The 26,765-nt window shown below is 60.8% G+C and carries 28 protein-coding genes and 1 pseudogene; 21 read left to right on the top strand and 8 right to left on the bottom strand.

All coding sequences use genetic code 11. The annotated features are described in order from the left end of the window. The first annotated feature begins 86 nt into the window (after positions 1-86). The 6 genes from AC0V6U_RS15360 (at position 87) to AC0V6U_RS15335 (ending at position 5,317) form a co-directional block, all read left to right on the top strand. Positions 87-467: a VOC family protein gene (locus AC0V6U_RS15360; RefSeq protein WP_472643997.1), complete on the top strand. Its 381-nt coding sequence runs from the start codon at positions 87-89 to the stop codon at positions 465-467. A gap of 22 nt (positions 468-489) precedes the next feature. After that, entirely contained in the window at positions 490-885 is a 396-nt protein-coding gene (locus tag AC0V6U_RS15355; protein ID WP_472643996.1) for a cupin domain-containing protein, read from the top strand. Positions 886-1,167: 282 nt separating this feature from the next. Further along, on the top strand, positions 1,168-1,863 hold the full coding sequence (locus AC0V6U_RS15350) for an EF-hand domain-containing protein (RefSeq protein WP_472643995.1): 696 nt from the start codon (positions 1,168-1,170) through the stop codon (positions 1,861-1,863). 103 nt (positions 1,864-1,966) lie between these two features. Further along, complete coding sequence (locus tag AC0V6U_RS15345; protein WP_472643994.1) at positions 1,967-2,710, top strand: response regulator; 744 nt, start codon at positions 1,967-1,969, stop codon at positions 2,708-2,710. After that, positions 2,707-4,206 carry a sensor histidine kinase gene (locus AC0V6U_RS15340; RefSeq protein ID WP_472643993.1) on the top strand — a complete coding sequence of 500 codons (1,500 nt, stop codon included), beginning with the start codon at positions 2,707-2,709 and terminating at the stop codon, positions 4,204-4,206. Before AC0V6U_RS15345 ends, AC0V6U_RS15340 begins: the two co-directional genes overlap by 4 nt. 28 nt (positions 4,207-4,234) lie before the next feature. After that, positions 4,235-5,317, top strand: coding sequence for a glutathione S-transferase family protein (locus tag AC0V6U_RS15335; RefSeq protein WP_472643992.1), 1,083 nt, complete (start codon positions 4,235-4,237; stop codon positions 5,315-5,317). A gap of 166 nt (positions 5,318-5,483) precedes the next feature. Here AC0V6U_RS15335 and AC0V6U_RS15330 read toward each other — a convergent pair whose 3' ends face one another. After that, complete coding sequence (locus AC0V6U_RS15330) at positions 5,484-7,070, bottom strand: helicase HerA-like domain-containing protein (RefSeq protein WP_472643991.1); 1,587 nt, start codon at positions 7,068-7,070, stop codon at positions 5,484-5,486. A 147-nt stretch (positions 7,071-7,217) separates the two neighbouring features. Here AC0V6U_RS15330 and pabB point away from each other — a divergent pair, with 147 nt between their 5' ends. The 5 genes from pabB (at position 7,218) to AC0V6U_RS15305 (ending at position 11,458) form a co-directional block, all read left to right on the top strand. Further along, positions 7,218-9,089: an aminodeoxychorismate synthase component I gene (gene pabB, locus AC0V6U_RS15325; RefSeq protein ID WP_472643990.1), complete on the top strand. Its 1,872-nt coding sequence runs from the start codon at positions 7,218-7,220 to the stop codon at positions 9,087-9,089. A 14-nt stretch (positions 9,090-9,103) separates the two neighbouring features. Continuing rightward, positions 9,104-9,829, top strand: coding sequence for an RluA family pseudouridine synthase (locus tag AC0V6U_RS15320; RefSeq protein ID WP_472643989.1), 726 nt, complete (start codon positions 9,104-9,106; stop codon positions 9,827-9,829). After that, positions 9,822-10,238, top strand: coding sequence for an alternative ribosome rescue aminoacyl-tRNA hydrolase ArfB (gene arfB / locus AC0V6U_RS15315; RefSeq protein WP_472643988.1), 417 nt, complete (start codon positions 9,822-9,824; stop codon positions 10,236-10,238). Before AC0V6U_RS15320 ends, arfB begins: the two co-directional genes overlap by 8 nt. 156 nt (positions 10,239-10,394) lie before the next feature. Then, complete coding sequence (gene rpmG / locus AC0V6U_RS15310) at positions 10,395-10,562, top strand: 50S ribosomal protein L33 (protein WP_472639973.1); 168 nt, start codon at positions 10,395-10,397, stop codon at positions 10,560-10,562. Positions 10,563-10,786: 224 nt separating this feature from the next. Beyond that, the gene (locus AC0V6U_RS15305) at positions 10,787-11,458 is read left to right on the top strand and encodes a LolA family protein (RefSeq protein ID WP_472643987.1); all 672 of its coding nucleotides are present in this window, start codon (positions 10,787-10,789) and stop codon (positions 11,456-11,458) included. A gap of 344 nt (positions 11,459-11,802) precedes the next feature. Here the strand turns inward: AC0V6U_RS15305 and AC0V6U_RS15300 are convergent, their stop codons facing one another. Further along, positions 11,803-13,263 carry an alkaline phosphatase gene (locus tag AC0V6U_RS15300; protein WP_472643986.1) on the bottom strand — a complete coding sequence of 487 codons (1,461 nt, stop codon included), beginning with the start codon at positions 13,261-13,263 and terminating at the stop codon, positions 11,803-11,805. A gap of 135 nt (positions 13,264-13,398) precedes the next feature. Here AC0V6U_RS15300 and AC0V6U_RS15295 point away from each other — a divergent pair, with 135 nt between their 5' ends. Genes AC0V6U_RS15295 through AC0V6U_RS15285 form a run of 3 tightly spaced genes read left to right on the top strand, consistent with a single transcriptional unit; the run spans position 13,399 to position 15,787 of the window. After that, the gene (locus tag AC0V6U_RS15295; protein WP_472643985.1) at positions 13,399-14,202 is read left to right on the top strand and encodes an exodeoxyribonuclease III; all 804 of its coding nucleotides are present in this window, start codon (positions 13,399-13,401) and stop codon (positions 14,200-14,202) included. Beyond that, entirely contained in the window at positions 14,151-15,290 is a 1,140-nt protein-coding gene (gene ribA, locus AC0V6U_RS15290; RefSeq protein WP_472645787.1) for a GTP cyclohydrolase II, read from the top strand. Before AC0V6U_RS15295 ends, ribA begins: the two co-directional genes overlap by 52 nt. Beyond that, a complete protein-coding gene (locus tag AC0V6U_RS15285) occupies positions 15,287-15,787 on the top strand; it encodes a GNAT family N-acetyltransferase (protein ID WP_472643984.1) in 501 nt (166 codons plus the stop codon). The genes ribA and AC0V6U_RS15285 overlap by 4 nt, the downstream gene beginning before the upstream one ends. Before the next feature lie 11 nt (positions 15,788-15,798). On the opposite strand, the gene AC0V6U_RS15280 is transcribed toward AC0V6U_RS15285, so the two are convergent. Then, complete coding sequence (locus tag AC0V6U_RS15280; protein ID WP_472643983.1) at positions 15,799-16,740, bottom strand: right-handed parallel beta-helix repeat-containing protein; 942 nt, start codon at positions 16,738-16,740, stop codon at positions 15,799-15,801. 190 nt (positions 16,741-16,930) lie between these two features. Here AC0V6U_RS15280 and AC0V6U_RS15275 point away from each other — a divergent pair, with 190 nt between their 5' ends. From AC0V6U_RS15275 to AC0V6U_RS15250, 6 genes and pseudogenes are all read left to right on the top strand, one after another. After that, positions 16,931-17,284: a hypothetical protein gene (locus tag AC0V6U_RS15275; RefSeq protein ID WP_472643982.1), complete on the top strand. Its 354-nt coding sequence runs from the start codon at positions 16,931-16,933 to the stop codon at positions 17,282-17,284. Positions 17,285-17,310: 26 nt separating this feature from the next. Next, positions 17,311-17,601 carry a hypothetical protein gene (locus AC0V6U_RS15270; RefSeq protein ID WP_472643981.1) on the top strand — a complete coding sequence of 97 codons (291 nt, stop codon included), beginning with the start codon at positions 17,311-17,313 and terminating at the stop codon, positions 17,599-17,601. Positions 17,602-17,636: 35 nt separating this feature from the next. Next, positions 17,637-18,824: an acyl-CoA dehydrogenase family protein gene (locus tag AC0V6U_RS15265; protein WP_472643980.1), complete on the top strand. Its 1,188-nt coding sequence runs from the start codon at positions 17,637-17,639 to the stop codon at positions 18,822-18,824. A 142-nt stretch (positions 18,825-18,966) separates the two neighbouring features. Next, positions 18,967-20,199, top strand: coding sequence for a CoA transferase (locus AC0V6U_RS15260; RefSeq protein ID WP_472643979.1), 1,233 nt, complete (start codon positions 18,967-18,969; stop codon positions 20,197-20,199). A 103-nt stretch (positions 20,200-20,302) separates the two neighbouring features. After that, positions 20,303-21,528: pseudogene (locus AC0V6U_RS15255) on the top strand (acetyl-CoA C-acetyltransferase). After that, on the top strand, positions 21,528-22,463 hold the full coding sequence (locus AC0V6U_RS15250; protein WP_472643978.1) for an HTD2 family dehydratase: 936 nt from the start codon (positions 21,528-21,530) through the stop codon (positions 22,461-22,463). Before AC0V6U_RS15255 ends, AC0V6U_RS15250 begins: the two are co-directional and overlap by 1 nt. Before the next feature lie 7 nt (positions 22,464-22,470). Here AC0V6U_RS15250 and AC0V6U_RS15245 read toward each other — a convergent pair whose 3' ends face one another. The 3 genes from AC0V6U_RS15245 to ppk2 are packed head-to-tail and all read right to left on the bottom strand — an operon-like array spanning position 22,471 to position 24,441. Further along, entirely contained in the window at positions 22,471-22,671 is a 201-nt protein-coding gene (locus tag AC0V6U_RS15245; protein ID WP_472643977.1) for a type II toxin-antitoxin system antitoxin, read from the bottom strand. A gap of 22 nt (positions 22,672-22,693) precedes the next feature. Further along, positions 22,694-23,611, bottom strand: coding sequence for an SPFH domain-containing protein (locus AC0V6U_RS15240; RefSeq protein ID WP_472643976.1), 918 nt, complete (start codon positions 23,609-23,611; stop codon positions 22,694-22,696). 56 nt (positions 23,612-23,667) lie between these two features. Beyond that, positions 23,668-24,441 carry a polyphosphate kinase 2 gene (ppk2, locus tag AC0V6U_RS15235; RefSeq protein WP_472643975.1) on the bottom strand — a complete coding sequence of 258 codons (774 nt, stop codon included), beginning with the start codon at positions 24,439-24,441 and terminating at the stop codon, positions 23,668-23,670. A gap of 64 nt (positions 24,442-24,505) precedes the next feature. On the opposite strand from ppk2, the gene phhA reads away from it, so the two are divergent. Next, positions 24,506-25,444, top strand: coding sequence for a phenylalanine 4-monooxygenase (gene phhA / locus AC0V6U_RS15230; protein WP_472643974.1), 939 nt, complete (start codon positions 24,506-24,508; stop codon positions 25,442-25,444). Positions 25,445-25,585: 141 nt separating this feature from the next. Here the strand turns inward: phhA and AC0V6U_RS15225 are convergent, their stop codons facing one another. After that, positions 25,586-25,837, bottom strand: coding sequence for a hypothetical protein (locus AC0V6U_RS15225; protein ID WP_472643973.1), 252 nt, complete (start codon positions 25,835-25,837; stop codon positions 25,586-25,588). Positions 25,838-25,864: 27 nt separating this feature from the next. Next, positions 25,865-26,710 (bottom strand): undecaprenyl-diphosphate phosphatase, encoded by an 846-nt coding sequence (locus AC0V6U_RS15220; protein ID WP_472643972.1) that lies wholly within the window; start codon positions 26,708-26,710, stop codon positions 25,865-25,867. Between the last annotated feature and the right edge of the window lie 55 nt (positions 26,711-26,765).

Below are 26,765 nucleotides of genomic sequence, written 5' to 3'. Positions count from 1 at the left end.
CGAGCGGCTTTTTGTTCCTGTAATGTTCTAACCATCGAGTCGCATTGGCACTAAGCCGATGCGCGCAGCGTTGAGGAGGAACAAACATGATCGGCTATGTAACCCTGGGCACCAATGATCTGCCGCGTGCGGCGGAGTTTTATGACACCATCGCAGAGCAATTTGGCGTTGGCCGGATGATGGAATTTGAGACATTCATCGCCTGGGGCGCAATGGGCGGCGCGCCGGGCGTGGCCGCGACCAAGCCATTTGACGAGCAAGAAGCGACTCCTGGCAATGGCACTATGGTGGCATTGCAAGTCGAGACACCGGAGAAGGTCCAGGCGGTCTATGACGTGGCGATAGCGAAGGGCGGCAGTGACGAAGGCGCACCAGGGCCGCGCGGCGATGATGGCTTTTACGCGGGCTATTTCCGCGATCCTGACGGCAATAAACTCAACGTCTTTTGCATGACCCAAGGCGGCTAAATCTCAGCTGGAGGAGCACATCATGACCGCGCGCAAATTGAGCGAAGCTTTCATCCATTTAGGGCTAGGTGCAAAGTCCGAACCCCAGCCACCTTTTTCTGGGATGGAATGGTATGCCGATTACGGCGCGCGGCATGGCGCAGACGGGCCGGAGGGGCGGCTCGTCTCGCAGTATAGCTTTGCTGAAAGCTGGGACGTGTGGGAGATGCATCCGAAGGGCAGCGAAGTGGTGATCTGCACCGCTGGTGAGATGGTGCTGACCCAGGAATTTCCTGATGGAAAGGTGGCTAAAGTGCCGCTTGGCGCAGGCGAATATGCGATCAATCCTCCCGGTGTTTGGCACACTGCGGACGTGACAAGCGAAGCGACCGCCATCTTCATCACCGCCGGAGAAGGCACTGAACACCGCCCGCGTTGAGCATACACCATAGCTGCGGACTTGCCGCCAGATGAACGCCCGTGCCCGCCTGATACAAAGCGCGACAATTTGCCCGTGATCCGAGATATTCCTGCGACATACGAGGTCTAGAAGAGGTCTCATGAGCCGCGGTGGACGCATAAAGCGATCATACCCCAGCGTGGATAGGCCAGGTCACCCCAGTGACTGGCCTATGGCTGGCCTTCACTTCCTCCCTGCGAAGAGCCAAGCCAGTGCGCCGCCGCGGTTCTTCTGATAGACCTTCTATAAGGAGCAAGACGCATGAAAAAGATCACTCTCACATTGTCCGCTGCGGCGCTGGCACTCGGTATTGGCGGCGCAGGCGTTGCCATGGCTGACCATCACGGCGGCAAAGGCAAAGCAGACGCCAACGGCGACGGTGTCGTCTCACTGGAGGAAATGAAGGCGAGGAGCGCTGAACGCTTTGCCCGCATGGACGCCAATTCTGACGGCGTTTTGAACGCGGATGACCGCACGGCCAAACGCGCAGAGCGCTTTGCCGCCGCCGACACTAATAATGATGGCGAGCTGTCCGAAGCTGAAATGACCGCAGCGCGCGAGGCACGCGATGCAAAGCGTGAAGAACGCCGAGCGCAGCGCCGCGCCATGCGCGCTGAAAAACGCTTCACCCGCCTCGACACCGACAACAGCGGCGGCGTAAGCCAGGCCGAAATGGATGCGGCTAAGGAAGCGCGCGAAGCACGGCGCGGTGAACGGCGCGGCGGCGACAGAGCCGCTCGCGGCGGACGCAGAGGCGGCGACCGCACGATGCGCATGATGCGCCGGGCCGACACCAATAATGACCAAGCGGTAAGCCGCGCCGAATTCGACGCCGCGATTGAGGCCAGGTTTGCTCGGCTGGATGCCGATGGTTCCGGCACAATCACCGCCGAGGAACGCGAGGCAGCCCGCGATGCCCGCCGCGCTCAGCGTCAGGAACGCCGCGGATCACGCTGATAACGCCGCGACTTGGCGCAAAGCAAAAGGCCCGGCCCGCTCGCCGCTCACTTACGAGTTGCGCAGCGGGCCGGGCCGCGCCATTCCCGCATAAGCACCGACTATGACCGACCCGGCCCACACCTCGATCCTGCTCGTCGATGACGAGGCAACCCTGCGCGAGCCGCTGGCCGAATATCTGAGCGGTCAGGGCTTTGCTGTCACCGAGGCGCAAAGCGCCGCCGCGGCGCGCACCGCGCTGCTCAAGGCCAAGCCTGACATCGTCTTGCTTGATATCATGATGCCGGGTGAAGACGGCCTCTCGCTATGCCGCCATCTGGTTGAAACCCAGCAATTGCCCGTCATTCTACTCACCGCGCGCGGGGAGCCGACCGACCGGATCGTCGGTCTGGAACTGGGCGCAGACGATTATGTCGTGAAACCCTTCGAACCGCGCGAGCTGGTGGCGCGCATCCGCTCTGTCCTGCGCCGCGCTCAGCGAGGGCCCGCCGCGCCTGTAGATGCTGGGGACCTCCACTATGGCTTTGAAGGCTGGTCGCTTGACCCCCTAAAGCGCAAACTCATTGATCCTGCGGGCGTCACCGTGCCCATTTCCACCGCAGAATTCCGTCTGTTGCGCGCTTTCCTCGATCATCCGCGCAGCGTGCTCGACCGCGATCAATTGCTCGACATGGTCCAGGGGCGAGAGGCGCATTTGTTTGACCGGGCGGTCGACAATCAGGTGAGCCGCCTGCGCCGCAAGATCGAGGCCGACAGCCGCGATCCGCAATTGATCCTGACCGTGCGCGGCGGGGGTTATCGCTTTGCCGCTCAGGTCAGCCGCTTTGCGCCTGATACGTCTGAATGAAGCGCCTGCTGCCTCAAAGCCTGCTGGGCCAAGTGATGCTGGTGCTGGCGATTGGCCTAATGGCTGGGCAGGCGATTTCGGCCGCCTTGCTTTACCGCGCGGTCGAGCAGCGCCGCGAGACCGGCCTTGTCAGTGCGCTCGCGTTTCAACTGGTGGCCGAAAGCGGGCGATCAAATCTGGCGGAGAGAGAAGCCCGCCGGGCCGAGCGCCGCGAGGCGCGCAGAGCGGACCGGATTGCACGCGGATTGCCGGTGAGGGACCGCCGCGCTGACGGCGAAGGCGAAGGTGGAGGCAGGCCATTTGCGCGGCCATTCAGGCTGGGCGTTGAATACACCGAAGAGCTGCCGATTGGCGTCGATGAGCCGCGACTGCCCGATTATGAGAGCGCGCTGCGCGAGGTTCTGACCCAGCAAGAGGTGGAGGCCGGATATATCATCATCGCGCGGCGGATTGCGGGCGACGATCCCTATGTAAAAGAGCGGATGCAAGACCGCCCGCGCCTGCGCTCGCCCGGATGGGAGGAGCGCCCCATATTGGTCGCCGCCGTGCAGCGCGCCGATGAAGCCGGATGGTTGATCGCCCGCGTCCCAGAGCCGCGCGCGCCGCGCAATGCGATTGGCTCAATCCTGGTGCAAACCGCCCTCATCTTCGCCATCTTGTTTGCGCTGCTCTATTTCGTGCTGCGGAGGATCACCCGGCCCTTGGCGGCGCTGACAACGCGGGTCACCGACTTTTCGCGCCAGCCTGATCAAGCGGTGAAACTGGAAGAACGCGGACCCGGCGACATGCGGCGTTTGATCGCGGCGCATAATACGATGGAGGCGCGCATTGCCGCCTTGCTGGACGAGAAAGACTTTATGCTCGGCGCGATCGGCCATGACCTTAAGACGCCTCTGGCGGCCTTGCGCGTGCGGATTGAAAGCGTGCCTGACGATACCCAGCGCGAGCGCATGGCGGACAGCATTGAGGACATCACCAACACGCTGGATGACATTCTGGTGCTGGCCCGGGTGGGCCGGGTGAACAACGGCTTTGAGGATGTCGATCTGGCGGCGCTGACGACCAGCGTGGCCGAAGAATTCGAAGATCTGGGCGAGCCGATCACGCTCGAAGATCCGCCCCGTCTGGTCGCCCGCGCGCAGGTCACTTGGCTCAAACGGGCGCTGCGCAATCTCATCGCCAATGCCTTGCGCTATGGCAAAAGCGCGACGGTCTCCGTTCTCGAAGAGGGTGAGGCGGTCATCTTGCGCGTCGATGACACGGGCCCCGGAATTCCGCCGAGCGAGATTGAGGCGATGATGGAGCCGTTCACCCGCGGCGAAGCCTCGCGCAACCGTGCAACAGGCGGCGCGGGCCTAGGCCTAACGCTGGCGCGCGCTATCGCTGAACAGCACGACGGGACGCTCACACTTTCCAATTTGCGCGACGGTGAAGCGGTCATGGGACTGCGGGCAGAGATTGCGCTTCCAAAGGGCGAAAACACCGGGCAAGGATAGCGCCAAACAGATCAATTGGAGTTCCCCCTTGCCCCACACTCTCTATGCCGCCCCGCTCTCGCTCTATTCCGGCAAGGCGCGCAGCTACCTCGATTGGAAGCAAGTGGATTACACCGAGGTGCTCTCCACCCCGGATGTCTATTCGAAGATCATCATCCCCAATGTCGGGCGTCCGGTCATCCCGGTGATGCAGAAAGATGATGGGTCGATTCTGCAAGACACCACGCTGATCATCGATCATTTTGAGGCCAGCGAAGGCGGGCCGTCAGTCTATCCCGAAACGCCGCGCCAGCGCCTAGCCGCGCTGCTGCTGGAATGTTTTGGCGATGAATGGCTGGTGATCCCGGCGATGCATTACCGCTGGAATTACAACGAAGAGTGGGTTTACGGCGAATTTGGCAAGACCGCGCTGCCGGATGGCACGCCGGAGGAGCAATATGCGACCGGCAAAGAGCGCGGCAGTATGTTCCGCGGCTTCGTCCCCATGCTTGGCATCAATGAGGCGACAATCCCGGCGGTTGAGGCGAGCTATGAGGCTTTGCTGGCTGATTTGGACGCGCATTTCGCGCTGCATCCCTTCCTATTGGGATCGCGGCCTTCGATCGGGGACTTGGGCCTGATCGGACCGCTCTATGCCCACCTTTACCGCGACCCGGCATCGGGCGAGATTATGGAGCGATTGGCTCCGCGCGTGGCCGAATGGGTCCGCCGCATGGTCGATGTGAAGGAGCCGCTTTCGGGCGAGTTCCTGCCCAATGACGAAATTCCCGAGACGCTGCTGCCGGTGCTGGCGCGCATGATGAGCGAGCAAGTGCCCTATCTTGCGAAAGTGGCGGAGATGTTTGGCGAGTGGCTCGCCGCCAACCCGGAAACGGAGATCCCGCGCGCCGTCGGCATGGCTGGTTTCACGATTGAGGGCACCAAGGGCCAGCGCATCGCTGCACCCTTCAGCCTATGGATGCTCCAGCGCGGGCTCGATTATCTCGCCTCGATTAAGGGCGCCGACCGCGAGGCCTGCGAAGCAATGCTGCGCTCAGCCGACAGCGAAGCGCTGCTCGATTTCAAAATGCCCGCGCGCCTAAAATTTGAAAATCACGTTTTGAGCGTTTGAGGCGTTTCCCAACTTAGCGCCAATTTGATCGCGGGAGATTTGGCTCGCAGGTGTCGGCGAAAATTGATCCGTTTCAGAACCGGCGCGCAGCGTGCTTACAGCACGTGAGCACCGGAAGCGCAGATCGGGTCAATTTGCAGCAAGCATGCGGGCCAAAGCCCCGTGATCAACGCATTAAGCCGCCGATGAGGTTGCGCACAAACCGCCCAGCGACTGGTCCAGCCAAATCAGTTGCGATTGACCCGACGGCTGATTTGATCCCGGATTTCATCGGGTTTGCGCGCGATTTCTTGCCCAGGATCGCAGACGCTGCAGCCCCCGCCATTCCGCCTGCAGCCACTTTGGTGCCGCGCGACAAAGCCTTTTCCCACATGCTCTTGGTCTTGCGCGGGCGCTTGCGCACCTCTTCCTCGCCTTGTTCCTCGACTTCTTGCGCGGTCTCAGCGGCATCGGCGCTTTTCGCGGCCAGAATTTCCTCGGCGCTTTCGCGGTCGATCGCCTCATCATATTTGTTTTCAAACGGGCTGATCGATTGGATGATCGCGCGCTCTTTAGCCGTAACCGGGCCGAGGCGCGAACGCGGCGGCTTGATCAGAGTGCGCTGTACGATGGTCGGAGCGCCGTCTTCGTCGAGGGTTGAGACCAGCGCCTCACCCACTTTCAGCTCTGTGATGGCTTCCTCAACATCGAGGTCGGGATTGATCCGGAAGGTCTCCGCCGCCGCTTTGATCGCGCGCTGATCGCGCGGGGTGAATGCACGCAGGGCATGCTGCACCCTATTGCCCAGCTGGCCCGCGACCTCTTCAGGAATATCGATCGGGTTTTGCGTCACAAAGAACACACCAACGCCTTTTGAGCGGATCAGGCGAACGACCTGCTCAATCTTCTCCTCCAGCGCTTTGGGCGCATCGTCGAACAGCAGGTGCGCCTCATCAAAGAAGAACACGAGCTTGGGTTTTTCAGGATCGCCCACCTCGGGAAGGCTCTCAAACAGCTCAGCCAGCAGCCACAGCAGGAAGGTGGCGTAGAGCTTCGGACTGCGCATCAGCTTATCCGCCGCCAGCACATTCACGATACCGCGCCCGGTCTCATCGCATTGCAGAAAGTCGTCGATTTCCAGCGCAGGCTCGCCAAAGAAGTAATCCGCACCCTGCGCTTCAAAACTCAGTAGCTGGCGCTGGATCGCGCCGACCGATTGCTTCGACACATTGCCATATTTGCCCGAGAGCTCCTTGGCGTTCTCATTGGCCCATTGCAGCATGCTTTGCAGATCGCCGAAATCGAGCAGCAGCAGGCCGTTGTCGTCAGCATGACGAAAGATGATTTGCAGCACGCCTTCCTGCGTGTCGTTGAGATCAAGCAGGCGGGCGAGCAGCAGCGGCCCCATTTCAGAAATGGTCGTGCGGATTGGATGGCCTTGCTCGCCGTACAGGTCCCAGAAGACCACCGGATTGTCGGAATAATCATAGTCGTCCATGCCGAGCTCTTTGGCGCGGCCTTCAAGCTTGTCGGCGTGCTTGAACTTTGCGCTGCCAGGCATCGCAATGCCAGACAGATCGCCCTTCACGTCGGCCACGAACACCGGCACGCCATTGACGGAAAAGCTCTCTGCCAGCCCCTGCAAGGTGACCGTCTTACCCGTGCCGGTAGCACCTGCGATCAACCCGTGACGGTTCGCCCGGCTGAGTGCGAGATGCTGGTTCTCGCCATTGCTGCCCAGCCCCAGAAAGATTTCGCCTGGTTTATCGCTCATGTTCGCAAAACGCCCTTTTTTATCATTTTGTCTTGCCGAATGTGTGAAGTGACAGGGCCAAGCGGTCAAGGTGTCGCTTGCACGCGGCAACGTATGCAGCGACATAGGTGGTCGACTTGAAGCGTGGATGCTCTAAAGGCTGGGCATATGGGTGAGGTGACTGCGTTTATTCTGCTGGACGATGCGCGCGAGGAAAATGCAGACAGCGCCGCCGCCGCGCCTGCGCGTCTGTATGAAAACCCACGACAAATCTTTGCCGCTCATCGCCCAGACGAGGTGGAACGCGCTCTGGCTGATGCGCGCTCTGCGCAGGCTGAGCATGGCGGAGAGCTCGCTGGCTACATCGCCTATGAAGCGGGCCTCGCGCTCGAGCCAAAGCTTGCAAAACTCGCCGCCAGCCGCAGCGGCGCAAACGGTCCGCTGGTGTGGTTCGGTCTGTTTGATAAGGCGGAGGAAATCCCCGCTGGCAATGTGCCGGGCTGGCTGGCTGCGCGCGCTGAGGACAGCGGCGCTGACGCAGGCGGCGCGGGCGCGTCTTCGATCGGTCCGCTCGACCCTCAGCTGTCGCCCGGCGGATACGCCAAAGCGTTCGAGGCCCTGCAAGAGGCAATCCGCGCAGGCGATATTTATCAGGCCAATCTCACCTATCCGCTTGCCGGATCATATCGCGGCGATCCGCTGGCGATCTATGCTCAGCTGCGCAGCGCCGCGAGCGCTGGTTATGGCGGGATCGTATTTGACGGCTCGCACTGGCTGCTGAGCTTCTCGCCGGAGCTGTTCGTGGCGCTCGATGGCAAAGACGCCAAAGCCAAACCGATGAAGGGCACACGGCCGCGCGGGGCTGATGTGGCCTCCGATGCGGCGCTCGCGGATGATCTGGCGACGTCGGAGAAGGACAAAGCGGAAAACCTGATGATCGTTGACCTGATGCGCAACGATCTCAGCCGCATTTCAGAGCCCGGCAGCGTGCGCGTCGACAAACCCTTTGCGGTCGAGAGCTATCCGACATTGCATCAAATGGTCTCCACCGTCCGCGCCCGGCTGACCCCGGACAATGGCCCGGTTGATCTGGTGCGCGCTCTGTTTCCTTGCGGGTCGATCACCGGCGCGCCGAAAATCCGCGCGATGGAACTGATCGGTGATTACGAGCGCGATGCGCGCGGGCCCTATTGCGGCGCGATTGGCCGGATTGATGCGGACGGCTCGGCCGCCTTCAATGTCGCCATTCGCACCCTGCGTCTGACCCCGATCGAGAATGCGCAAGGCAATGCCGTGCTGGGCGTGGGCTCAGCGATTGTCGCCGATAGCGAGATGATCGCTGAGCGGCGCGAGAGCGAGGTGAAAGCTGGATTTGTAAGGCGCGCCTCGCCCGATCACACGGCCCCGCAAGTGGACTTGATTGAAACCATGCGGTTTGAACCGGAAAGCGGGATCGACCTGCTGGAGCTGCATCTGGGCCGCATGAAAGCGAGCGCGGCGACGCTTGGCTTTTCCTTTGATCGCCATGCTGCGCGCAATCAGATCCAGGCGCTGTGCTTTGATCTGGAGGCGGCGTGCAAGGTTCGACTGCTCGTCTCGCGGCTGGGCTCGCTCGCTTTGGAAACAGGCCCGCTGCCTGCGCCCAAAGACAATGACTTTGAGTGCATCGCTCTGCCTCTGCCGCTGGACCCGTCTGATTGGCGGTTGGCGCACAAGACATCCGATCGCAGCTTTTACGAAGACGGGCTGTCTGCTGCACGCACTCACGGCGTGGATGAAGCCATCTTTGTGCGCGACGATGGCCTCGTCACAGAGGGCAGTTTTAGCAATATCTTTGTGGCGAAAGACCCAGGCGATAAAGATGGCGTGCTGCTGACGCCGCCCGCCGCGCTCGGTCTGCTGCCCGGAATATTGCGCCAACATCTGATCGCTGAAGGCCGCGCGGTCGAAGCGCAGCTCACACTTGCCGACCTCGAAAATGGTTTTGTGCTAGGCAATGCCTTGCGCGGGCTAAACCCAGCCCGGCTCAAACTTTCATAAAGGCGCCCTGCCCAATGCTCCCGATATTGTTCGAAGATGGCGAGGCGCTCGTGATCGATAAGCCTGCCGGCCTGCCAGTGGATCGTCCGCGCCGCGGCGGACCCTGCCTGTTCGATCACCTCGATGAGCTGAAGTTGGGGTTTCAGCGGTTGCCGCATGCGGTTCACCGGCTGGATACAGACACCAGCGGATGCCTGCTGCTGGCTCGCAATCCCAAGGCGCTCAAACGCTTCAACAAGGCGTTTGAAAACCGCGCCGTATCCAAGACCTATCTGGCCGTGCTCGACGCGGTGCCAGCGGAAACCTCTGGCACGATTGAGCTCGCACTCTCCAAGATCAGCTCAGCGGAAAAGGGCTGGCGCATGATAGCGGCGAAAAAGGGCAAGCCTGCGATCTCGCATTGGGAGGTGCTGCAGACCATTGGCGAGGGCGACAAACAGCGCTCGCTGATCCGCTTTCGCCCGGAGACAGGACGCACGCACCAATTGCGGGTCCACGCGCTGCTGGGCCTCGGCGCGCCGTTGCTGGGCGATCCGGTCTATGGCCCGGTGCGCGGTCAGAACAAAGGCGCAGGCCGCACCATGCTGCACGCTGAAACCATTGGGATCGCGCGCAGCACCAAGCCGACGATCACCGCCCATGCTCCCTTTCCAGAGGATTTCGTGCGCGCGGGCCTGACCGCGCCAGAGCCGCCCGAAGTTACCGAACCCACCATCAACGCCGAACAGGACGATGGATAAAGACCTGCTCGAACGCGCGCACGCCCAAGCGCAGGAGAGCTTCCTCGCAGGCTCCGGCCCCGGCGGGCAGAACGCCAATAAGGTTGCAACCGAGGTGCAGCTGCGCGTCAATATCTATGCGCTGCGCCTGCCGCCTCCCGTGTTCGCGCGGCTCAGAACACTTGCGGGCAGCAAGCTGACGGCGGCGGGCGAACTGCTGATCACGGCGCGCGAACACCGCACTCAGGAGGCCAATCGCGGCCTCGCCCGAGAGAAGCTGGAGAACCTGCTGGAAGAGGCCCATAAACAGCCCAAACGCCGGGCGAAAACCCGGATCAACCGGGTGGGCAAGACCAAGCGGCTCAAATCGAAGAAAGCGCGCGGCACAGTGAAGGCCAATCGCGGCAAACCCAGCCGCTCTGATTGGTAGGCTCAAGCCCGCGCCGAATAGTCAGATTTGCTTGACTCTGAGCGGTGAATCGATAAATGGCGCGGCTTGCAAGGCGATGCTCCGCGCGTCGCCTGATTTTTTCGGCTCAAACGCGCTTAGTTGGGTGGGCCCATCAGATAGAATTAGGATAACGCGATGGCGAAGCCCGCAACCGTCAAGATCAAGCTCGTCTCGACCGCCGACACGGGTTTTTATTACACAACCAAAAAGAACCCGCGCAACATCACCGAAAAGATGGTGTTCCGTAAGTACGATCCGGTTGTTCGTAAGCATGTCGAGTTCAAAGAAGCCAAAATCAAGTAAGCTTCTGACCGCAGCTCTGCGCCGGGCATTTGCCCAGCAGATTGCCAGCGGTGCTTCCAGAATTTCAGCGGATGCGCCCCGCATAAGGCGCCCACTACCGCGCTTCGGCGCGGTTTTGCGTTGTATGGCTCAGGCGGCGCTGCATCTGGCGTGCTTAACCCCTTGCAAAACGCTCAGTTCAGCCGCAGTTCAACGCCAACCCATTAATCGCATAGGTTATGAGTATGAACCTTTTTAGATTTTCAAAACCGCTTGCCGCCACCGCCGCGAGCGCAGCCGCCATTGCCGCCGCTTTTGGCTTGCCTGCAGAGACCAGCTTTGCCCCCGCACCGCCTGCCTATGCGCAGGCAAATGACCTCGACGTGGCCGCTGGCGCATTGCGCTCCATCTCGACCATGAAGGCCGATTTCTCGCAGATTGACCGTCAGGGCAATGTGATCGCGGGCGAAATGACGCTGAAACGGCCGGGTAAGATCCGCTTCGAATATGAGAAGGGGACCGATCTGCTCGTCGTCTCCAACGGCAAATCGCTCTATTTGATCGATTACACCGTTGATCAGGTCGAACGCTGGCCAATCAAGAACTCGCCGCTTGGCGCGCTGCTTGATCCCACGCGCGATGTGAAGAAATTCGGCAAGATGATGCCCACCGGCAATGATGATGTGATCAGCGTCGAAGTGCGCGATCCCAAACGGCCCGAATTTGGCGTGATCAATATGATCTTTGTGCGCGATGGCACTGCGCCCGGCGGATGGCAGCTGACCCATTGGGTCGCGCTTGATTCGCAGAATCACCGCACCACCGTTCGGCTAAAGAATCATCGCTATGGAATGTCGGTTGCAGACAGCGCTTTCCGATTCAGAGATCCGCGCAAATCATCTCGTCGACCGGGTTGAACGGTTTAACCGCGTTTAGTTGTAGGAATACGACAAACCCCGGCACATATTCATTTACCTGTAAGGCGAATACGCGTAATTTTCTTTTGCAAGTCAGTTGAGGGCGGGTTTCCCCCTGTTGCCCCAACCCTCGTTCAGACTGATTTGTACAAGCGTGACGAACGCTCACATGGAACCCTCGCCCCATTGCCCCCGGGGTGAGGGTTTTTTGTTGGATATTCGCCTTATGCTTGCTGCGAATTGTGAGCCGTTCGACTTCCGGTGCTCACGCACAAAAGTGCGCTGCGCTCCGGTTCCAACGGCTTATAATTCTCGCTGGCGCCTAAGCCAAATATCTGCCGGGCTCATTCCCAGCCAAACGCGCTACGGATGATGTCGTAGACCACATTCTGTTCGATCACGCCGCGCGCTTTTTCCGCGCCGGGGCCTTGGGCATAGAGCGCGACGTCTTCGTCGGCGTGCGTCTCGCTGCGAAGCGGGATTGCCGCTTGCTGCTGCGCATTTACGCCGGTTTCCGGCGCGGGTCGCTCACTATGATCATGCAGCGCGCCCGGACCATTCCAATATCCCAGTGTCGTGTACGGCTTGCCATCCTGCGCCAGGGTCGGCTCGTCTGGGTTGGAAATGTCGCCTTCTGGCGGGACAACAAGGCCCAGAATGTCATTCCCGCGCCGCGGATAGCCAGCGATGGTGAACACGTGGCTGTGATCCGCCGTCACCATGATCAGCGTTTCTTCCGGGTCGGTATTTTCGATTGCGTATTGGATCGCATTGGCAAACTCGACCGTTTCTTCCAAAGCAAAGCCCGCCTTGCCCGCGTGGTGGCCATGATCGATCCGGCCGCTTTCGACCATGAGATAATAGCCCTGTGGATCAGTTTTGAGCCGCGCAATCGCCTGGCTGGTCATTTCGGTCAGGGTTGGCTCGCTCGCGCCCTTGTCACTGCCGTCCATCCGCTCGGCCATATAGGTCATGTGGCTGCCCGAGAAGAGGCCCAGCACTGGCTTGTCGGTTGGAGCAGCGGCCAAGGCGTCTTTGTCGCGCACAAAGGTGCCGCCGGTGCGCGCGGCCCATAGGCCTGGGAGGTTGGCCGTGGCCTCCGAGCGGCGCCCGCCGACGTCACTGCCGTAAAACGCGCCGAGCCCTCCGCCCAGGGCGACCTCAAAGCTAGAGCCGATCAGCTGCGTCGCAATATCCTTGCAACCCTTCCCGCGCTCTTCCTCTGGGATCGCAGCATCCGCCTCCCAATTGCGGTCGGCGCTGCGCGCATAGACGCTCGCCGGTGTTGCATGGGTAATGCGCGCGGTGGAGACGATGCCCAGGGCAAGGCCGCGCTGCTTCACTTCTTCGCCGAGCAGTGGCAGCGGATTGGCCAAGGCAGAGGCGCAATCGGCCCGCTTGGCCTCCGGTCCGACGCCCAGCACACCAATGCTGGTTTTCTTGCCCGAGTGCATTGCGGTGGCCGTGCCCGCGCTATCGGGCACTTGAGCGTTGGTGTTGTAGGTCTTCACCAGCGCGACATTGTCAAACTTTTCAAACGGCAGGACATATTCCTCGCCCGATTGCCCGCGCTTTTGCCCGGCATAAATCCGCGCGGCAGTGATCGTTGAGATGCCCATGCCATCACCGATAAACAGGATGACATTCTTGGCTTTCTTCTCAGCCGCGGCGGGAGCCGCCGCCGCTTCCTGAGCGGCCAAGTCCGAGGCATTCGGCACATATTTCTGGCCGCCATTGTAAACGCAGCCGCCCAGCGGCAACGCCGCCCCAGCAAGGATCAAGCCGAAAGTGCGGGTGAGTGTCATAATTGGGCCTCCGAGAAACAATGCGTCCTCGCTATCCGCATCTGATGCTACAGGAAAGTGAAACTACAGCATGATCCATCGCTTTTCTCTCATCGCGGCTTGCTAAGGCGATATCTGCGAACCTAAAGCAATCGCATGATCTCTATCGCCACTTGGAATATCAATTCTGTCCGCCTGCGCCTGCCCCAGGTTGAGCGCTTTCTGACCGAGCATTCGCCTGACGTCCTGTGCCTGCAGGAAATCAAATGTCAGGAGCATCAGTTTCCCGCCGATGCACTGGCGAAGCTAGGGTACGAACACATCGCTGTGCACGGACAGAAAGGCTATCACGGGGTGGCCACCATCAGCCGGGTGCCGCTGCGCGAATATTCCCGCCACGATTGGCAGGCAAATGGCGAGGCACGCCATGTCGGGGTAGAACTGCTCGATGCGCCAGATGGCAAGGCGATGATGTGCCTCGACAACGTCTATGTGCCCGCTGGCGGCGACGTGCCCGACCGCGAAGTGAACGCCAAATTCGGCCAAAAGCTCGATTTTTTAGCCCGCATGACCGATTGGGCAGGCTCGATTGAGCAGCCGACAATGATCGTCGGCGATTTCAATATCGCTCCGCTGGAAAGCGACGTTTGGGGCCACAAACAGCTCCTAAAAGTCGTCAGCCACACCCCGCTGGAGGTGGACACCTTGGACAAGTTCAAGGCGGCCCATGATTGGGTTGATGTCGGGCGGGAGTTCATCAAAGATCCAGAGCGCTATTACAGCTGGTGGTCCTATCGCTCGCCCGATTATCGCAAGAATGATCGCGGGCGCAGGCTCGACCACATGTGGGCGAGCCCGGCGCTCGCGGCCAAGGCATCGGGCCACCGCATCGTGGAAGATGCGCGCAGCTGGGAAAAGCCATCCGATCACATTCCGCTCATCACAGAGTTTTCGCTCTGAGCGAGGGGCCTGCCTCTGATCCCTCACCCGCTCGGCGCGCGGCGCAGGCGGTCGATGCTCTGCGCCATGGCTGGCCGATCATATTCTACGACTACCGCGAGCCGCCTGTTCGGTTGTTGCCAGTTGAAACGGCGATCGCTCGCGAAGCGAGCTCGAACCATATGCTGATATCGGCGGCAAGGGCTACAACCCTAAAGCTTGCCAATCAGCGTGACGCGGCCGTTCCCCATGCTCCCGTTCTGATCCGAGGCGCGGAGTCGTTTGACCTGAACGCCGCTTTGCCGATTGCCGATCCGGGCCTCGATCTGCGCAACCCATTGAAGGGGCCATTTCGTGCCAAAACGCTGGCATGGGAGAAAACAGCTCAGGTCGCGATGGAGCTCGCAAGGATCGCAGGGATATTGCCCGCCTTTCTGGTCGATCCAAAAGATGCCGGCGAGGCGCATCCCATCGCGCCATCCGACTTGGCCGATTATTCCGAAACTGGCGCGCTCAGCATCGCTACACGGGCGCGGCTGCCGGTGAGCGCGAGTGAAACGGCAGAGATAGTCGCCTTCCGTTCCAGCGCCGATACGCGCGAGCATGTCGCTCTGATCATTGGCACGCAGAGCGGCGACAAGCAGCCTTTGGTCCGGCTCCATTCGGAATGCCTGACCGGCGATATCCTCGGCAGCCTCAAATGCGATTGCGGGCCTCAGCTCGACGCCGCGCTGGCCGCAATGGCCGAAGAAGCGGCATCGGGCGGTTGGGGCGTGCTGCTGTATTTGCGGCAAGAAGGCCGCGGCATCGGCCTCATCAACAAGCTGCGCGCCTACAGCCTGCAAGACGCCGGGTTCGACACGGTGGAGGCCAATGAGCGCCTGGGCCTACCCGATGAAGCGCGTGATTTTCCTGTCGCCGCGCGGATGCTGGAGCTGTTGGGTGCGCGCGCCATCCGCCTGATGACCAACAATCCGCGCAAGGTCGAGGCGCTGACCGCAGCGGGCGTCACCATCAGCGAGCGCGTGCAGCACCAGCTGCCCGACAACCCGTTCAACACGCGATACCTCGCGACCAAGCGCGACAAATCAGGGCATTTGCTGAAATGACCGCGATCACGATCCGGCCCGAGGCACCCGGCGATGAAGGCACGATCCATGCGATTACAGAGCAGGCCTTTCGCCCAATGCCGTTCAGCAATGGCAGCGAGCCCGGCATTATCGATCAATTGCGCGAGGACGGCGACCTGACGCTGTCTCTTGTCGCTGAGGATGCAGCGCAAATCGTCGGCCACATTGCCTTCTCGCCGGTGACCATCGCGGACGGCGCCACTGATTGGTATGGGCTCGGCCCGGTCGCCGTGCGGCCAGAATTGCAGCGGCAGGATATTGGCGGACGGCTGATCCGGCGCGGGATTGCCGATATGCGAGAGCTTGGCGCGAAAGGCATCGTCCTGCTCGGCAGCACCGACTATTACCCGCGTTTCGGCTTTAAGCATGAGCCGCAGCTCACCTATGCAGGCGGCCCAGCGGAATTCTTCCAATGTCTGCTGCTGGCAGGTGACCTACCCAAAGGCGAGGTCAAATTTTCGCCCGCATTTGGGTGAGTCCTAGAGACCTAGCGCTCCTGATATTGCTTCACGCCGTCCATCAAGCGATTGCCCGACATCACCACTTTTGATCCGGTCCAATCGGCCAAAAACGCGCTGGAGCGGCTGAGGCCGGGCACAAAGCGCGCCTCATTGTTTTGAACCCGCAGACCGTCGGATGGATGCAGTACAGTTTCTGCACCAAGTGCGATGAAGGCAGAGTAGTTCTCTTTATCGCGGCCTTGCACAAACCAATTGCCAGTGATCGTGCCGCGCGCGCCGGCGGGCAGGTCGATCATGTAATTGGTGCCGCGCCCGCTCGCATCGTCGAACGAATTGCCCCGGATCGTCACCTTGCCAGAGCGTGCCTTCACATAATGCCCGCCGGTTCCTCGTTCAAAGCGGCTGTCGACCACCGATAGCTCGCCGTAATTGCCGACATAGATCGAATGCGCGCAGCCAGCCGAATGCTCGCACGTGCCGAGCCCGCTAAAGGTGGAGCGGGCAATATAGATAAACCCGCGCGCATCATCAGCTGTGAGAATGCCTTGCTGGCTATCCTCAAAACGCGAATAGGCGATGTTGAGGCTGCCGCGTTCCAGCCGAATACCGGCACCGTTACCATCGCCGACAGAAATGCCGCGGAACGTGATCCCGCGAATCTCTGCGCCCATGCCGCGCAGCACCAATGCCGCTTTGCCTTCGCAGGCGGTGCGTTCAAAAACGGCGCTGCCCGCCTTTTCTGCCGTGTAAGTGATGACGCCTGCTGTCTGAACTGCGCATTGGCGGTACGTGCCGGGTGCGACCGAAATGGTTGCCTTGCCTGACCCTACCGCGTTTACCGCGCTTTGCAGCGATCCATAGGAACGCCCAGTCTCTACAATCGTGAAGTCTCCGCCGCCCTGCTGAGCGACAGCAGAAGGGGCACATAGGGCGAGAGCGATGGCGGATGCAGCAAGTTTGTAGGTCATGGATGAAGCAATAGCAGCCCCTTGGCTCAGCTCCGCCGAGCAATCGCTCAGCGTCCCTGCGCGGTACAACTATCGGCCAGAATGTTGAATTGGCGCTTGGCGAGCGGGGGCACAGGCGGCTACACCATCGCCGGGCACGGTGGGGACACGCCCTACCAAAACAAATCAGGGTCACTCAGGAGGAAAACCCATGAAGAAACTAACAAGCATGATCGCGGTGGCTGGTGCCACCCTCGCACTCGCCGCCTGCGGCAGCGCGGACGACGCATCGGTTGATGCAACCGCTGACACGGTTGAAATGCCAGCCGATGATGCGCTCGAGCCAATCGTAGAAGAGCCGGTTGAAGATGCCGCAGCGGTTGCTGAAGACGTTGATCCAGCCGATACCGCAGTTGACGAGGCAACCGCCACCGAAGCTGCCGATGCAGCCGCAGTGGTAGCCGACGAAGCAGCCGCCGCTGCTGAAGCCGCCGAAGCGGCTGGCGCAAGCCTGGATGAAGTCGTGGACGCAGCGGAAAATGCTGCTGAAGCAGTTACCGAGTAATCCACTCAATGATCGGGAAGCGGGCATTGGCAAGAAGCAGCGCAAGCAGCCGCGCCGCCGCCCGCTTCCCATTTTGGCGCGCCGCGATAGGCGTGCCGCTTGTCCTGGCTCTGGCCGCTTGTGGCGGCGGAGGCAGTGATACGGGCCCCGGCGCGGTAAGCGAAGGCGAGGCCCAAGCGCTCGATGAGGCCGCTGAAATGCTGGATGAGCGGCGCCTGCCGCCAGAGGTGCTGCCCACGGCTGCACCTGTTATTCCAGACCCATCTGAAACAAATGGCGAAAGCACGGGCGAAATCGCAAGCGACAACCCGCAATAGCTCCCCCGCATAAGCGCCAAAGGACGATACCGATAATGAGTGCAGGCCAAGCCAACGCTGGAATGGATCACGACACGTTTGAGCAATTTGCCGAGCAGCTCGACCGCTATGTCAAAGAGCGCCTGATCCCGGCGGAGAATGACGTCATCGAAAACGATGCGATCCCGCCAGAGATCGTCGATGAAATGCGCGATATGGGCCTATTCGGGATTTCCGTACCCGAAGAATATGGCGGCGCTGGCCTCAACACCCGCCAATATGCACGCGTCGTCAACGCCATGAGCTACGCCGCGCCCGCCTATCGCTCGATCTTCTCAATCAATGTCGGCATGTTTGCGAGCGCGCTCAAGAACGGCGCCACCGAGGCGCAGCGGGCCGAATGGTATCCGAAACTGGTCGAAGGCAAGATCGCTTGCTTTGGCCTCACTGAACCGGGTTCGGGCAGCGACAGCGTCGGCCTGCAAACAACCGCGACCCCTGATCCCGATGGCAATGGCTGGGTGCTGAATGGCACCAAGCGTTACATCACCAATGCACCGCATGCCGATGTCGCCTTGATCATGGCGCGGACCGAGAAAGAGAACCTGCCCAAAAACGCCCATGTCAGCGCCTTTCTGGTGCCGATGAACACCCCAGGCATTTCCACCGGATCGCCGGATAAGAAGATGGGCCAGTCCGGCAGCCATATCTCCGACATTATGCTCGATGATGTGAAGGTGCCGGGTGATGCTTTGCTGGGCGGCGAAACCGGCAAGGGTTTCCGCTTTGCCATGCAAAGCCTCGACAATGGCCGCATTTCAGTGGGCGCGGCAGCCACCGGCTATGCCCGGCGCGCGCTCAATTCTGCCCTGCGCTATGCCAATGAGCGCCAGGCCTTTGGCGAGCCAATTGCCCGCTTCCAATTGATCCAAGCGATGCTGGCCGACAGCGAGACCGAGATTTACGCCGCCGAATGCATGATGCGCGATGTGACCGAACGCGCGGATCGCGGCGAGAATATCATCACCAAAGCGGCCGCGTTCAAAGTCTTCGCATCGGAAATGTGTGGCCGTGTGGTGGACAGAGTCGTGCAGATTTATGGCGGCGCGGGCTATCTCGCGGAATATGACGCAGAGCGCTTCTATCGCGATGCGCGGATTTACCGGATTTACGAGGGCACCACACAAATTCTTCAGCTTCAGATTGCCAAGCATATGCTGCGCGAGTGGAATGCGGCTTCTTGATCTGCGTGCCGTAGCCACCCTCGCCCTCCACCCTTCCACCCGGATGGTATCCCGGTAGGCTCCGGGTGGAAGGGTGGAGGGCGAGGGTGGCTACGGCCCAAGCCTTTGATGGATATCAAAGGCGCACCCAATAAGGATTCAAATGTACCAACTCCTCAATGACCTCTCGATCGTCGAAGTCTCCAGCTTCGTCGCATCGCCAACCGCTGGCCTGTATTGCGCGCAAATGGGCGCCGAGGTAATCCGCGTCGATCACAAGGCGGGCGGGCTTGATTACGACCGCTATATGCTGACCGAAGAAGGCCGCAGCCTGTCGTGGGAGAACCTCAACCGCGCCAAGAAATCGGTCGCGCTCGACCTTCGCTCCGGCGAAGGGCGCGAGCTGTGCGTGGAACTGGCCGCGAAAACCGGGCAGTGCATCACCAATCTGCCGGAAAAGAGCTTCCTCAGCCACGCCGCGATGCAAGCGAAGCGTGACGATATGATCAGCGTGCGCATCATGGGCTGGCACGATGGCAGGCAAGCGATGGATTTTACTGTCAACGCTGCTGCTGGATATCCGCTGATGACGGGGCCGGAGGAATGGGATGCGAAGACCGCGCCGCCGGTTAGCCAGCCGCTGCCAGCATGGGACTTTATCACCGGCGCTTATTCGGCGTTCTCGCTGATGACCGCGCTCCACCATCGGACCGCCACCGGCCAGGGCAGTGAGATGCGCGTGCCATTGGGCGATGTCGCGATTGGGACGATGGCGAATTCGGGCACGATGGCGGAGATGCTCTATCGCGGATCGGACCGCGAGCGGCTGGGTAATGCGATTTGGGGCGCGTTTGGACGTGATTTTCAGACCAAATGCGGCACTCGCTTTATGGTCGCCGCGCTCACTCCCAAGCAGTGGACTGGCCTGGTCAAGGCATTTGATGTGTCGGCACAAATCACAGCGCTGGAGCAAGAATTGGGCGTTGATTTCAACGCCGGTGACCGGCCCCGGTTTGAGAACCGCCACCGCCTGTTCGACCTGTTCCAAAGCGCAGCGGAAACCCAAGACTATGCGGCGCTTTCTGCCCGCATGGCGGCAGAGGGTTGCACCTTCGAGAAGTATCGCTCTCACCATGAGGCCTCAACCGACCCGGTGCTGGTGGACGACAATCCGCTGTTCGGCCCCTCGCCTGCGAACCCATCGGGCTTCGAATATCCGGCGACCCGCAGCTTTGCGAATATGCCAGAGCATGAGGCGGGAGACCCCGCACCTGCGCCTTTCCTAGGCCAGCATTCCGAAGAAGTGCTCGCTGAGCGACTTGGCCTTTCATCGGGCGCAATTGCTAAGTTGGTGGACGCCGGGACTGTGGCCCTCTCAGATAAAAACCGCGCCTAGAAACCGTGTGTACTGAGCTTGTCGAAGCACTGCACTTCCTTCTAGCTGCGTAAACAAAGTGAAGAGCAGCCCTTCGACAAGCTCAGGGCAAACGGAGATTTGAATGTCGAGAAGAGCAGCCATCGTTTCCCCCTTCGCACCCCCGTGGGCAAGTTCCTGGGCGGGCTCTCCAGCCTGGACGCCGGGCAATTGGGCGCGGTCATTCTCAAGGCTCTGATAGACCGCAGCGGGATCGATCCGGCCCGCGTCGACGACGTCGTCTTTTCCCAAGGATACGGCAATGGCGAAGCACCCGCTATCGGGCACTGGGCCTGGCTCGCGGCGGGCCTGCCGCTCGAAGTCCCGGGATATCAGCTTGACCGCCGGTGCGGCTCTGGCCTGCAGGCAGTCGCCAATGCGGCGATGATGGTTGAGACCGGCATGGCCGACGTCGTGGTCGCGGGCGGGTGCGAGAGCATGTCGAACGTTGAGCACTACACCATCCAAGGGCGCGGCGGCGCGCGCATGGGCGACATCACCCTGCATGATCGCTTGTCACGCGGGCGGTTAATGAGCCAGCCAATCGAGCGCTTTGGCGTGATCACCGGCATGATCGAGACCGCAGAAAACCTCGCCAAGGATTATGAAATAACCCGTGAGCAGGCCGACGCTTTTGCCGTGCGCAGCCACCAGAACGCCGCCGCCGCATGGGAGGCCGGCAAGTTTGACGAGCAATTGGTGACGGTCGATGTGCCGCAGCGGCGAGGCGACCCCATCACAGTCGCGCGTGACGAAGGCTTTCGGGCCGACGCCACAGAAGAGAGCCTCGCCAAATTGCGCGCGCTCGACCTGAAACGCGATCCCGACGCCATCGTCACCGCCGGCAATGCCAGCCAGCAAAACGACGCAGCGGCGGCGTGTCTTGTGGTGGCCGAGGACAAGCTTGAGGCATTGGGCCTGGAGCCGAGCCTGTGGTTTGGCGGATGGGCGGCGGCGGGTTGCGACCCGAGCCGCATGGGCATTGGCCCGGTTCCGGCAACGCAGCGCCTGTTCGAACGGCGCGGCTACAGCTGGGGCGACATCGATATCGTCGAGCTAAACGAGGCCTTTGCGCCGCAAGTGCTGGCAGTGCTTAAGGGCTGGGGTTGGTCTGAGGATGATAGCCGCCGCGAGATCCTCAACGTCAATGGCTCGGGCATTTCGCTCGGCCACCCCATCGGCGCGACCGGCGGGCGCATTCTTGCTGACATGGCGGCTGAGATGCATCGGCGCGGTGCGCGCTACGGGCTGGAAACGATGTGCATCGGCGGCGGCCAAGGCATCGCTGCCGTATTTGAGCGAGCAGCTTAATGAGCAAATGGGACGCATGGATCGGGCGCGAACAGCGCAGCGCTGACCGGCTCGATAAAGGGCTGGCCGCGCGCTGGCTGGCGACTTTTATGCTGGACGACCCAAGCCGCCCGCTCCCTCCACCCTTCCACCCGGAGCCTACCGGGACACAATCCGGGTGGAAGGGTGGAGGGAGCGGGCGGCTTGGGATTCCAAAACTTCTCCCCCAAGGCATACACCTAGCGCTGTGTACGCCCGATGCGCCAACCGCGAGTCTTGGCGAAGATGGCCATCCTGCCCGTGATGACAGCGAGGGCAGCTTCCTACCGCCGGTGCCAATGCCGCGCCGGATGTGGGCCTCCAGCGCGATCAAATTCGTCTCGCCGATACCACTTGGCGCGAGCATTGCCCGCACCAGCCGAGTTTTGTCCGTAGATGCCAAATCGGGCGGATCGGGCGAGCTGGTGTTCGTCAATATCGGACATGAGACGAGCGCAAACGGCACACTCGCCGTCAGCGAAACGCAGACCTTGGTTTTCCGCGAGGCTGCACCCGCAGATGCGCCGCTATCGCCGCCAAAGCTTAGCGAGGGCACGTTCGATCCATCGGAGTGGGACGCGCACCGGGAGCTAACGCCGGACCCGCGCCTGCTCTTTCGCTACTCAGCGCTGACCTTCAATTCGCACCGCATCCATTATGACGCGCCCTATGCCGAGGCGCAGGAGCGCTATCGTGGCTTGGTCGTGCATGGGCCGCTGACCGCGTCCTTGTTGTTACAATTGGCGGCGCGCGAGCTGGGTGAAAACAAGCTGCGCAGTTTCAGCTTTCGCGGGGCTTCGCCAGCGGTCGCGGATGAGCCGCTGCATCTGGTGATGCGGCGGTCCGAGGATGGCTATGAAATGGGCGCCTTTGCCGCCGATGGCCGCCAAGTCACAAAGGCGAAGGCGAGCACTTAAGCCCGCCTTAGTCCTGCTTCGGCGGCCGCCCGCGGCGGGCCGGCTCGCTCTTTTCCAGCTTAATCCCGCGCGCTGACAAAGCCTCGCGCAGGAGCATTTCAATCTCGGCATTGGCGGAGCGCAATTCGGCGGCAGCGAGGCGTTCTATCGCCGCATGCACCGCCGGATCGAGTCTCAGCGCAAATGCCTTTTTCTTCGGTGCAGCCATGGCTGCCTCCCGTGGTCACGGTTTATTGGTAGAGGGTACCGGCGTTGACGACTGGCTGAGCTTCGCGGTCGCCGCACAGCACGATCATCAGGTTGGAAACCATCGCCGCGCGGCGCTCATCATCCAGTTCGACGATGCCATCGCTAGAGAGCTTGGACAGCGCATCCTCGACCATGCCGACCGCGCCAATCACCACTTTCTTGCGCGCAGCAATCACCGCATCGGCTTGCTGGCGGCGCAGCATGGCGCCTGCGATTTCCGGCGCGTAAGCGAGGTGGGTGAGGCCCGCTTCATCGACGATAATCCCGGCAACGATGAGCCGCTCATTAAGCTCCTCGCGCAGTTCCGCGTTCACGATATCGGCGCTGCCGCGCAGGGTCGTTTCATCCTCATCCGACATATCGTCATAGGGATGGCGCGCGCCCACGGTGCGCAGTCCCGCCTCGATCTGAATGTTCACAAACTCTTTGTAATCATCGACATCAAACACCGCTTGCGCGCTGTCAGAGACACGCCACACGACATTGCACGCGACCTCAATCGGATTGCCGCGCAGATCGTTGATCTTGACCTTTTCAGAGTGAATGTTGTGCGCGCGCACGCTGACTTTCTTCTTGATCATCCAAGGCCAGACCCATTGCAGGCCCTCGTCGCGCACGGTGCCGCGATATTCGCCGAACAGGGTGATCACCGCCGCCTGATTGGGTTGGATCATGAAAAAGCCGATCGAACCGATCAGGACAACGATGATGCCCAGCGCGATTGTGCCGACAAACGCCAGCTTTTCTGGCTTGGTCGAGCCGATATCGGGCACCAGGCTAAAGATGGTGAAGAGCGCCAAGACCGCGACCACGGCCAGCACCGCGAGCATGACGTAGCCATTATAGGCCGATCCCGCTCGCTCGCTGCTGCGGGTCATAATGTTGGTTGTGTCGGACATTCCATGCCTCCTTTGATATAATTATGATATCATATTTATATCATGGGGCAGTTTTGTCAATCTGAATCGGGAAAGTCCGTAATCGGCTGGATCACGCCATAGCTTTCCGCCTTGGGCGCGCTGCTCAGCTTTGGAAAGTCGATCTCTGGCGGCTCAACATGCGTATCCGGCAAACGGTCGAGCAGATCGCGAATCAGAGTCAAACGCCCGCGCTTCTGATCGTTGAAATCCACCAAGGTCCACGGCGCATTGTCGGTATGCGTTGCGCGCAGCATGGCCTCGCGGGCGCGGGTGTATTCATCGTATTTCTCGCGCGCAGCTAGATCGACTGGCGACAATTTCCAGCGTTTGAGCGGGTCTTCCAACCGCTCGGCCAGGCGCTCCTCCTGCCGTTCCTGATCCGTCGTCAGCCAATATTTGAACAACAGAATGCCATCATCGGTCAGCATTTTTTCAAACACGGGCGCCTGCTCCAGAAAGGCGGCGACCTGAGCCTTGTTCGCATAGCCCATCACATCTTCCACGCCCGCGCGGTTGTACCAGGACCGGTCGAACAGCACGATTTCGCCTGCGCAGGGCAAATGCGCGATATAGCGCTGGAAATACCACTGCGTCTGCTCTTCATCGGTTGGCTTGCTGAGTGCGACTGTGCGGCATTGGCGCGGGTTGAGCTTGTCTCGCACCGCCCGGATCGCGCCGCCTTTTCCAGCCGTATCGCGTCCCTCGAACAGCACCACGATCCGCGCGCCTGTCGTGCGCGCCCAGCGCGCCATTCCAACCAGCTCCTCGGTCAGCGGCTCCAGCGCCTCGCGAAATTCCTTACCCTTCATGCGCCTGCCTCCCTTAAGCGATTTACCCTTGCACTATCGCGGTGGTAGTCCAAATCTGAAGGCTATGGCTACACTAAGCGAACCTGAAACCGATTTTGCGCGCCTCCCCGATCTGCCGGAGGACGTTTTTACCGCGCCGCTCAAGAAACCCGACCATTTGGGTGAGGATTGGATTGAGCCGGTGCAGGCGCATTACCGATCAGAAGATCACGCGATCTGGAACGATCTGTTTGCGCGTCAGATGAAGGTGCTACCCGGACGCGCGGCTAGCGCCTTTATGGCGGGCCTTGAAAAGCTCGACCTGGGGCGCGGCGGCGTGCCGGAATTTGGCAAATTGTCAGAGGAACTGAATGCGCTCACCGGCTGGACAGTCGTGCCGGTCCCCATGCTGATCCCGGATCACGTATTCTTCTGGCACCTCGCCAATCGCCGCTTTCCAGCGGGCAATTTCATCCGCACGCGCGAGACCTTCGACTACATCCAGGAACCCGACGTGTTCCACGATGTGTTCGGCCATGTGCCGATGCTAACCGACCCAGTGTTCGCCGATTACATGCAGGAATATGGCCGCGCCGGGTGGAAGGCGATGCGCTACAACCGCCTAAAGGCGCTGGGCGCGCTCTATTGGTACACGGTTGAGTTCGGCCTGCTCGAAGAGACAGATGGCATCAAGGCCTATGGCGCAGGGATATTGTCCGGTCCCACAGAGGTGGTGTTTGCAACCGAGGCGAAGAGCCCGAACCGCATCATGCTCAATGTCGACCGGGCGATGCGCACCGATTATGTGATCAGCGATCTGCAACCGACATACTTTGTGATTGAGAGCTTCGAAGACCTCTATCGCCAGACGGTGGAGCGCGATTTTGACCGGCTCTATCGCAGCTTAGCTGCCAGCTTCACCTATGCGAACAGCGCGGTGATCGATGTCGACAATGTGGTGAACCGCGGGTCACAGGAATACCACCTGCGCGGTGGGCGCGGGAGCAATGCGGAGCCTATTTGACCTCAAACGCCGCAGCGGCTGCATCCGCAGCCTTGGCTTTTCCTCGCTCATGCGACCGGAAGGTCGCGTCGCTGCGGGCGGGCGCAAGGCCCTTGCACTCGCCTTCGGCTCGCGAAATCCCGCTCAGCCGCGCATCTTTTTCTAGAACTTCACGACAAAGACGAGGTTGTAGGCCGCGAGCACGACCAGCGCAGCGAGCGCGGCCACGCCCAGCGCCAGCCAGCCGAGCGTCCCAAACAAAGCGCCGCCATTCATAACCAGCCCGCCAATCGCGCTCGCCAGCAGGCCCAGCCCGATATTGCGAAAAATGCCGCCCGCATCCTCTGTGCGGGCGAGGATTGACGCGAACCAGCCAAGCAGCGCGCCCATCACGATCAATATGAGAATTGCCATTAGTCGCTCCCTTTCCCTCCGGCCCGCTTAAAACAGCGCGAGCAATGCAACACCCATTGCGATGCGATAGATCACAAAGACCAGCATTGATGCCTTCTTCAGGAAGTTCATCAGGAACGCCATTGTCAAAAATGCCGCGATGAATGTGAGAACACCAGCAATCAGCGCGTCCCAAGCCAGCGTTGCCCCAGCCTCAAAAATCTCAGGCACAATCAGCACACCGGCTCCCGCAACCGCAGGGATCGATAGCAGGAAGGAAAAGCGCGCCGATTCAAACCGGCTGTACCCCAGCGCGCGGGCCGCCGTCATGGTAACGCCCGACCGGCTCGTGCCCGGTATGATCGCCAGCGCCTGGGCGAGGCCAACGAGCAAGCCGTCGCGCCACGTCATGTTTTCAAACACCTTATCCTCGCGCCCAAAAAAATCAGCCACGCCTAGCAGGATACCATAGAAAATAAGGTTGAAGGCGATCAGATCGGTGAAGCGGATCGAGGCCATCAAATCACCATCAACAATGGTGACGCCAAACACGCTTTCCGCAATTCCGTTGAACAGGCCCATTTTGATCGACAGGCCAAACACCACCGCCGGGATCGTGCCGAGCACAATCCACCAGAACAATTTGCGCGCCTCTGGGGCCTGCCCAATCCCAATGCTGGCAAATCCGCCGCGCGCGAGCACGACCACATCCTTGAAGAAATAGACGATGATGGCGAGCAGAGACCCGACATGGACCGCGACATCGATCAGCGGGCCTTGGTCCGAAAAGTCGGTCAGATAGGGGATCAGGATCAAGTGGCCTGACGAGGAAATCGGCAGGAATTCCGTGATTCCCTGGACGACCGCGATCAGGAGTAATTGAAGGAAAGTCATGACGTCACTGCCTTGGCATGCGTCGGTGCCAAGTCAATTTTTTTGTTGAATTTCA

Source organism: Erythrobacter sp. W36 (assembly GCF_057364935.1).
This window is presented reverse-complemented; position numbering and strand designations above follow the sequence as displayed.

Bases quoted from the DNA above. Each gene is read 5' to 3' on its own strand.
- AC0V6U_RS15360 (WP_472643997.1), top strand. From the start codon at position 87: ATGATCGGCTATGTAACCCTGGGCACCAATGATCTGCCGCGTGCGGCG.
- AC0V6U_RS15355 (WP_472643996.1), top strand. From the start codon at position 490: ATGACCGCGCGCAAATTGAGCGAAGCTTTCATCCATTTAGGGCTAGGT.
- AC0V6U_RS15350 (WP_472643995.1), top strand. From the start codon at position 1,168: ATGAAAAAGATCACTCTCACATTGTCCGCTGCGGCGCTGGCACTCGGT.
- AC0V6U_RS15345 (WP_472643994.1), top strand. From the start codon at position 1,967: ATGACCGACCCGGCCCACACCTCGATCCTGCTCGTCGATGACGAGGCA.
- AC0V6U_RS15340 (WP_472643993.1), top strand. From the start codon at position 2,707: ATGAAGCGCCTGCTGCCTCAAAGCCTGCTGGGCCAAGTGATGCTGGTG.
- AC0V6U_RS15330 (WP_472643991.1), bottom strand. From the start codon at position 7,070: ATGAGCGATAAACCAGGCGAAATCTTTCTGGGGCTGGGCAGCAATGGC.
- pabB (WP_472643990.1), top strand. From the start codon at position 7,218: ATGGGTGAGGTGACTGCGTTTATTCTGCTGGACGATGCGCGCGAGGAA.
- AC0V6U_RS15320 (WP_472643989.1), top strand. From the start codon at position 9,104: ATGCTCCCGATATTGTTCGAAGATGGCGAGGCGCTCGTGATCGATAAG.
- arfB (WP_472643988.1), top strand. From the start codon at position 9,822: ATGGATAAAGACCTGCTCGAACGCGCGCACGCCCAAGCGCAGGAGAGC.
- rpmG (WP_472639973.1), top strand. From the start codon at position 10,395: ATGGCGAAGCCCGCAACCGTCAAGATCAAGCTCGTCTCGACCGCCGAC.
- AC0V6U_RS15305 (WP_472643987.1), top strand. From the start codon at position 10,787: ATGAACCTTTTTAGATTTTCAAAACCGCTTGCCGCCACCGCCGCGAGC.
- AC0V6U_RS15300 (WP_472643986.1), bottom strand. From the start codon at position 13,263: ATGACACTCACCCGCACTTTCGGCTTGATCCTTGCTGGGGCGGCGTTG.
- AC0V6U_RS15295 (WP_472643985.1), top strand. From the start codon at position 13,399: ATGATCTCTATCGCCACTTGGAATATCAATTCTGTCCGCCTGCGCCTG.
- AC0V6U_RS15285 (WP_472643984.1), top strand. From the start codon at position 15,287: ATGACCGCGATCACGATCCGGCCCGAGGCACCCGGCGATGAAGGCACG.
- AC0V6U_RS15280 (WP_472643983.1), bottom strand. From the start codon at position 16,740: ATGACCTACAAACTTGCTGCATCCGCCATCGCTCTCGCCCTATGTGCC.
- AC0V6U_RS15275 (WP_472643982.1), top strand. From the start codon at position 16,931: ATGAAGAAACTAACAAGCATGATCGCGGTGGCTGGTGCCACCCTCGCA.
- AC0V6U_RS15265 (WP_472643980.1), top strand. From the start codon at position 17,637: ATGAGTGCAGGCCAAGCCAACGCTGGAATGGATCACGACACGTTTGAG.
- AC0V6U_RS15260 (WP_472643979.1), top strand. From the start codon at position 18,967: ATGTACCAACTCCTCAATGACCTCTCGATCGTCGAAGTCTCCAGCTTC.
- AC0V6U_RS15250 (WP_472643978.1), top strand. From the start codon at position 21,528: ATGAGCAAATGGGACGCATGGATCGGGCGCGAACAGCGCAGCGCTGAC.
- AC0V6U_RS15245 (WP_472643977.1), bottom strand. From the start codon at position 22,671: ATGGCTGCACCGAAGAAAAAGGCATTTGCGCTGAGACTCGATCCGGCG.
- AC0V6U_RS15240 (WP_472643976.1), bottom strand. From the start codon at position 23,611: ATGTCCGACACAACCAACATTATGACCCGCAGCAGCGAGCGAGCGGGA.
- ppk2 (WP_472643975.1), bottom strand. From the start codon at position 24,441: ATGAAGGGTAAGGAATTTCGCGAGGCGCTGGAGCCGCTGACCGAGGAG.
- phhA (WP_472643974.1), top strand. From the start codon at position 24,506: ATGGCTACACTAAGCGAACCTGAAACCGATTTTGCGCGCCTCCCCGAT.
- AC0V6U_RS15225 (WP_472643973.1), bottom strand. From the start codon at position 25,837: ATGGCAATTCTCATATTGATCGTGATGGGCGCGCTGCTTGGCTGGTTC.
- AC0V6U_RS15220 (WP_472643972.1), bottom strand. From the start codon at position 26,710: ATGACTTTCCTTCAATTACTCCTGATCGCGGTCGTCCAGGGAATCACG.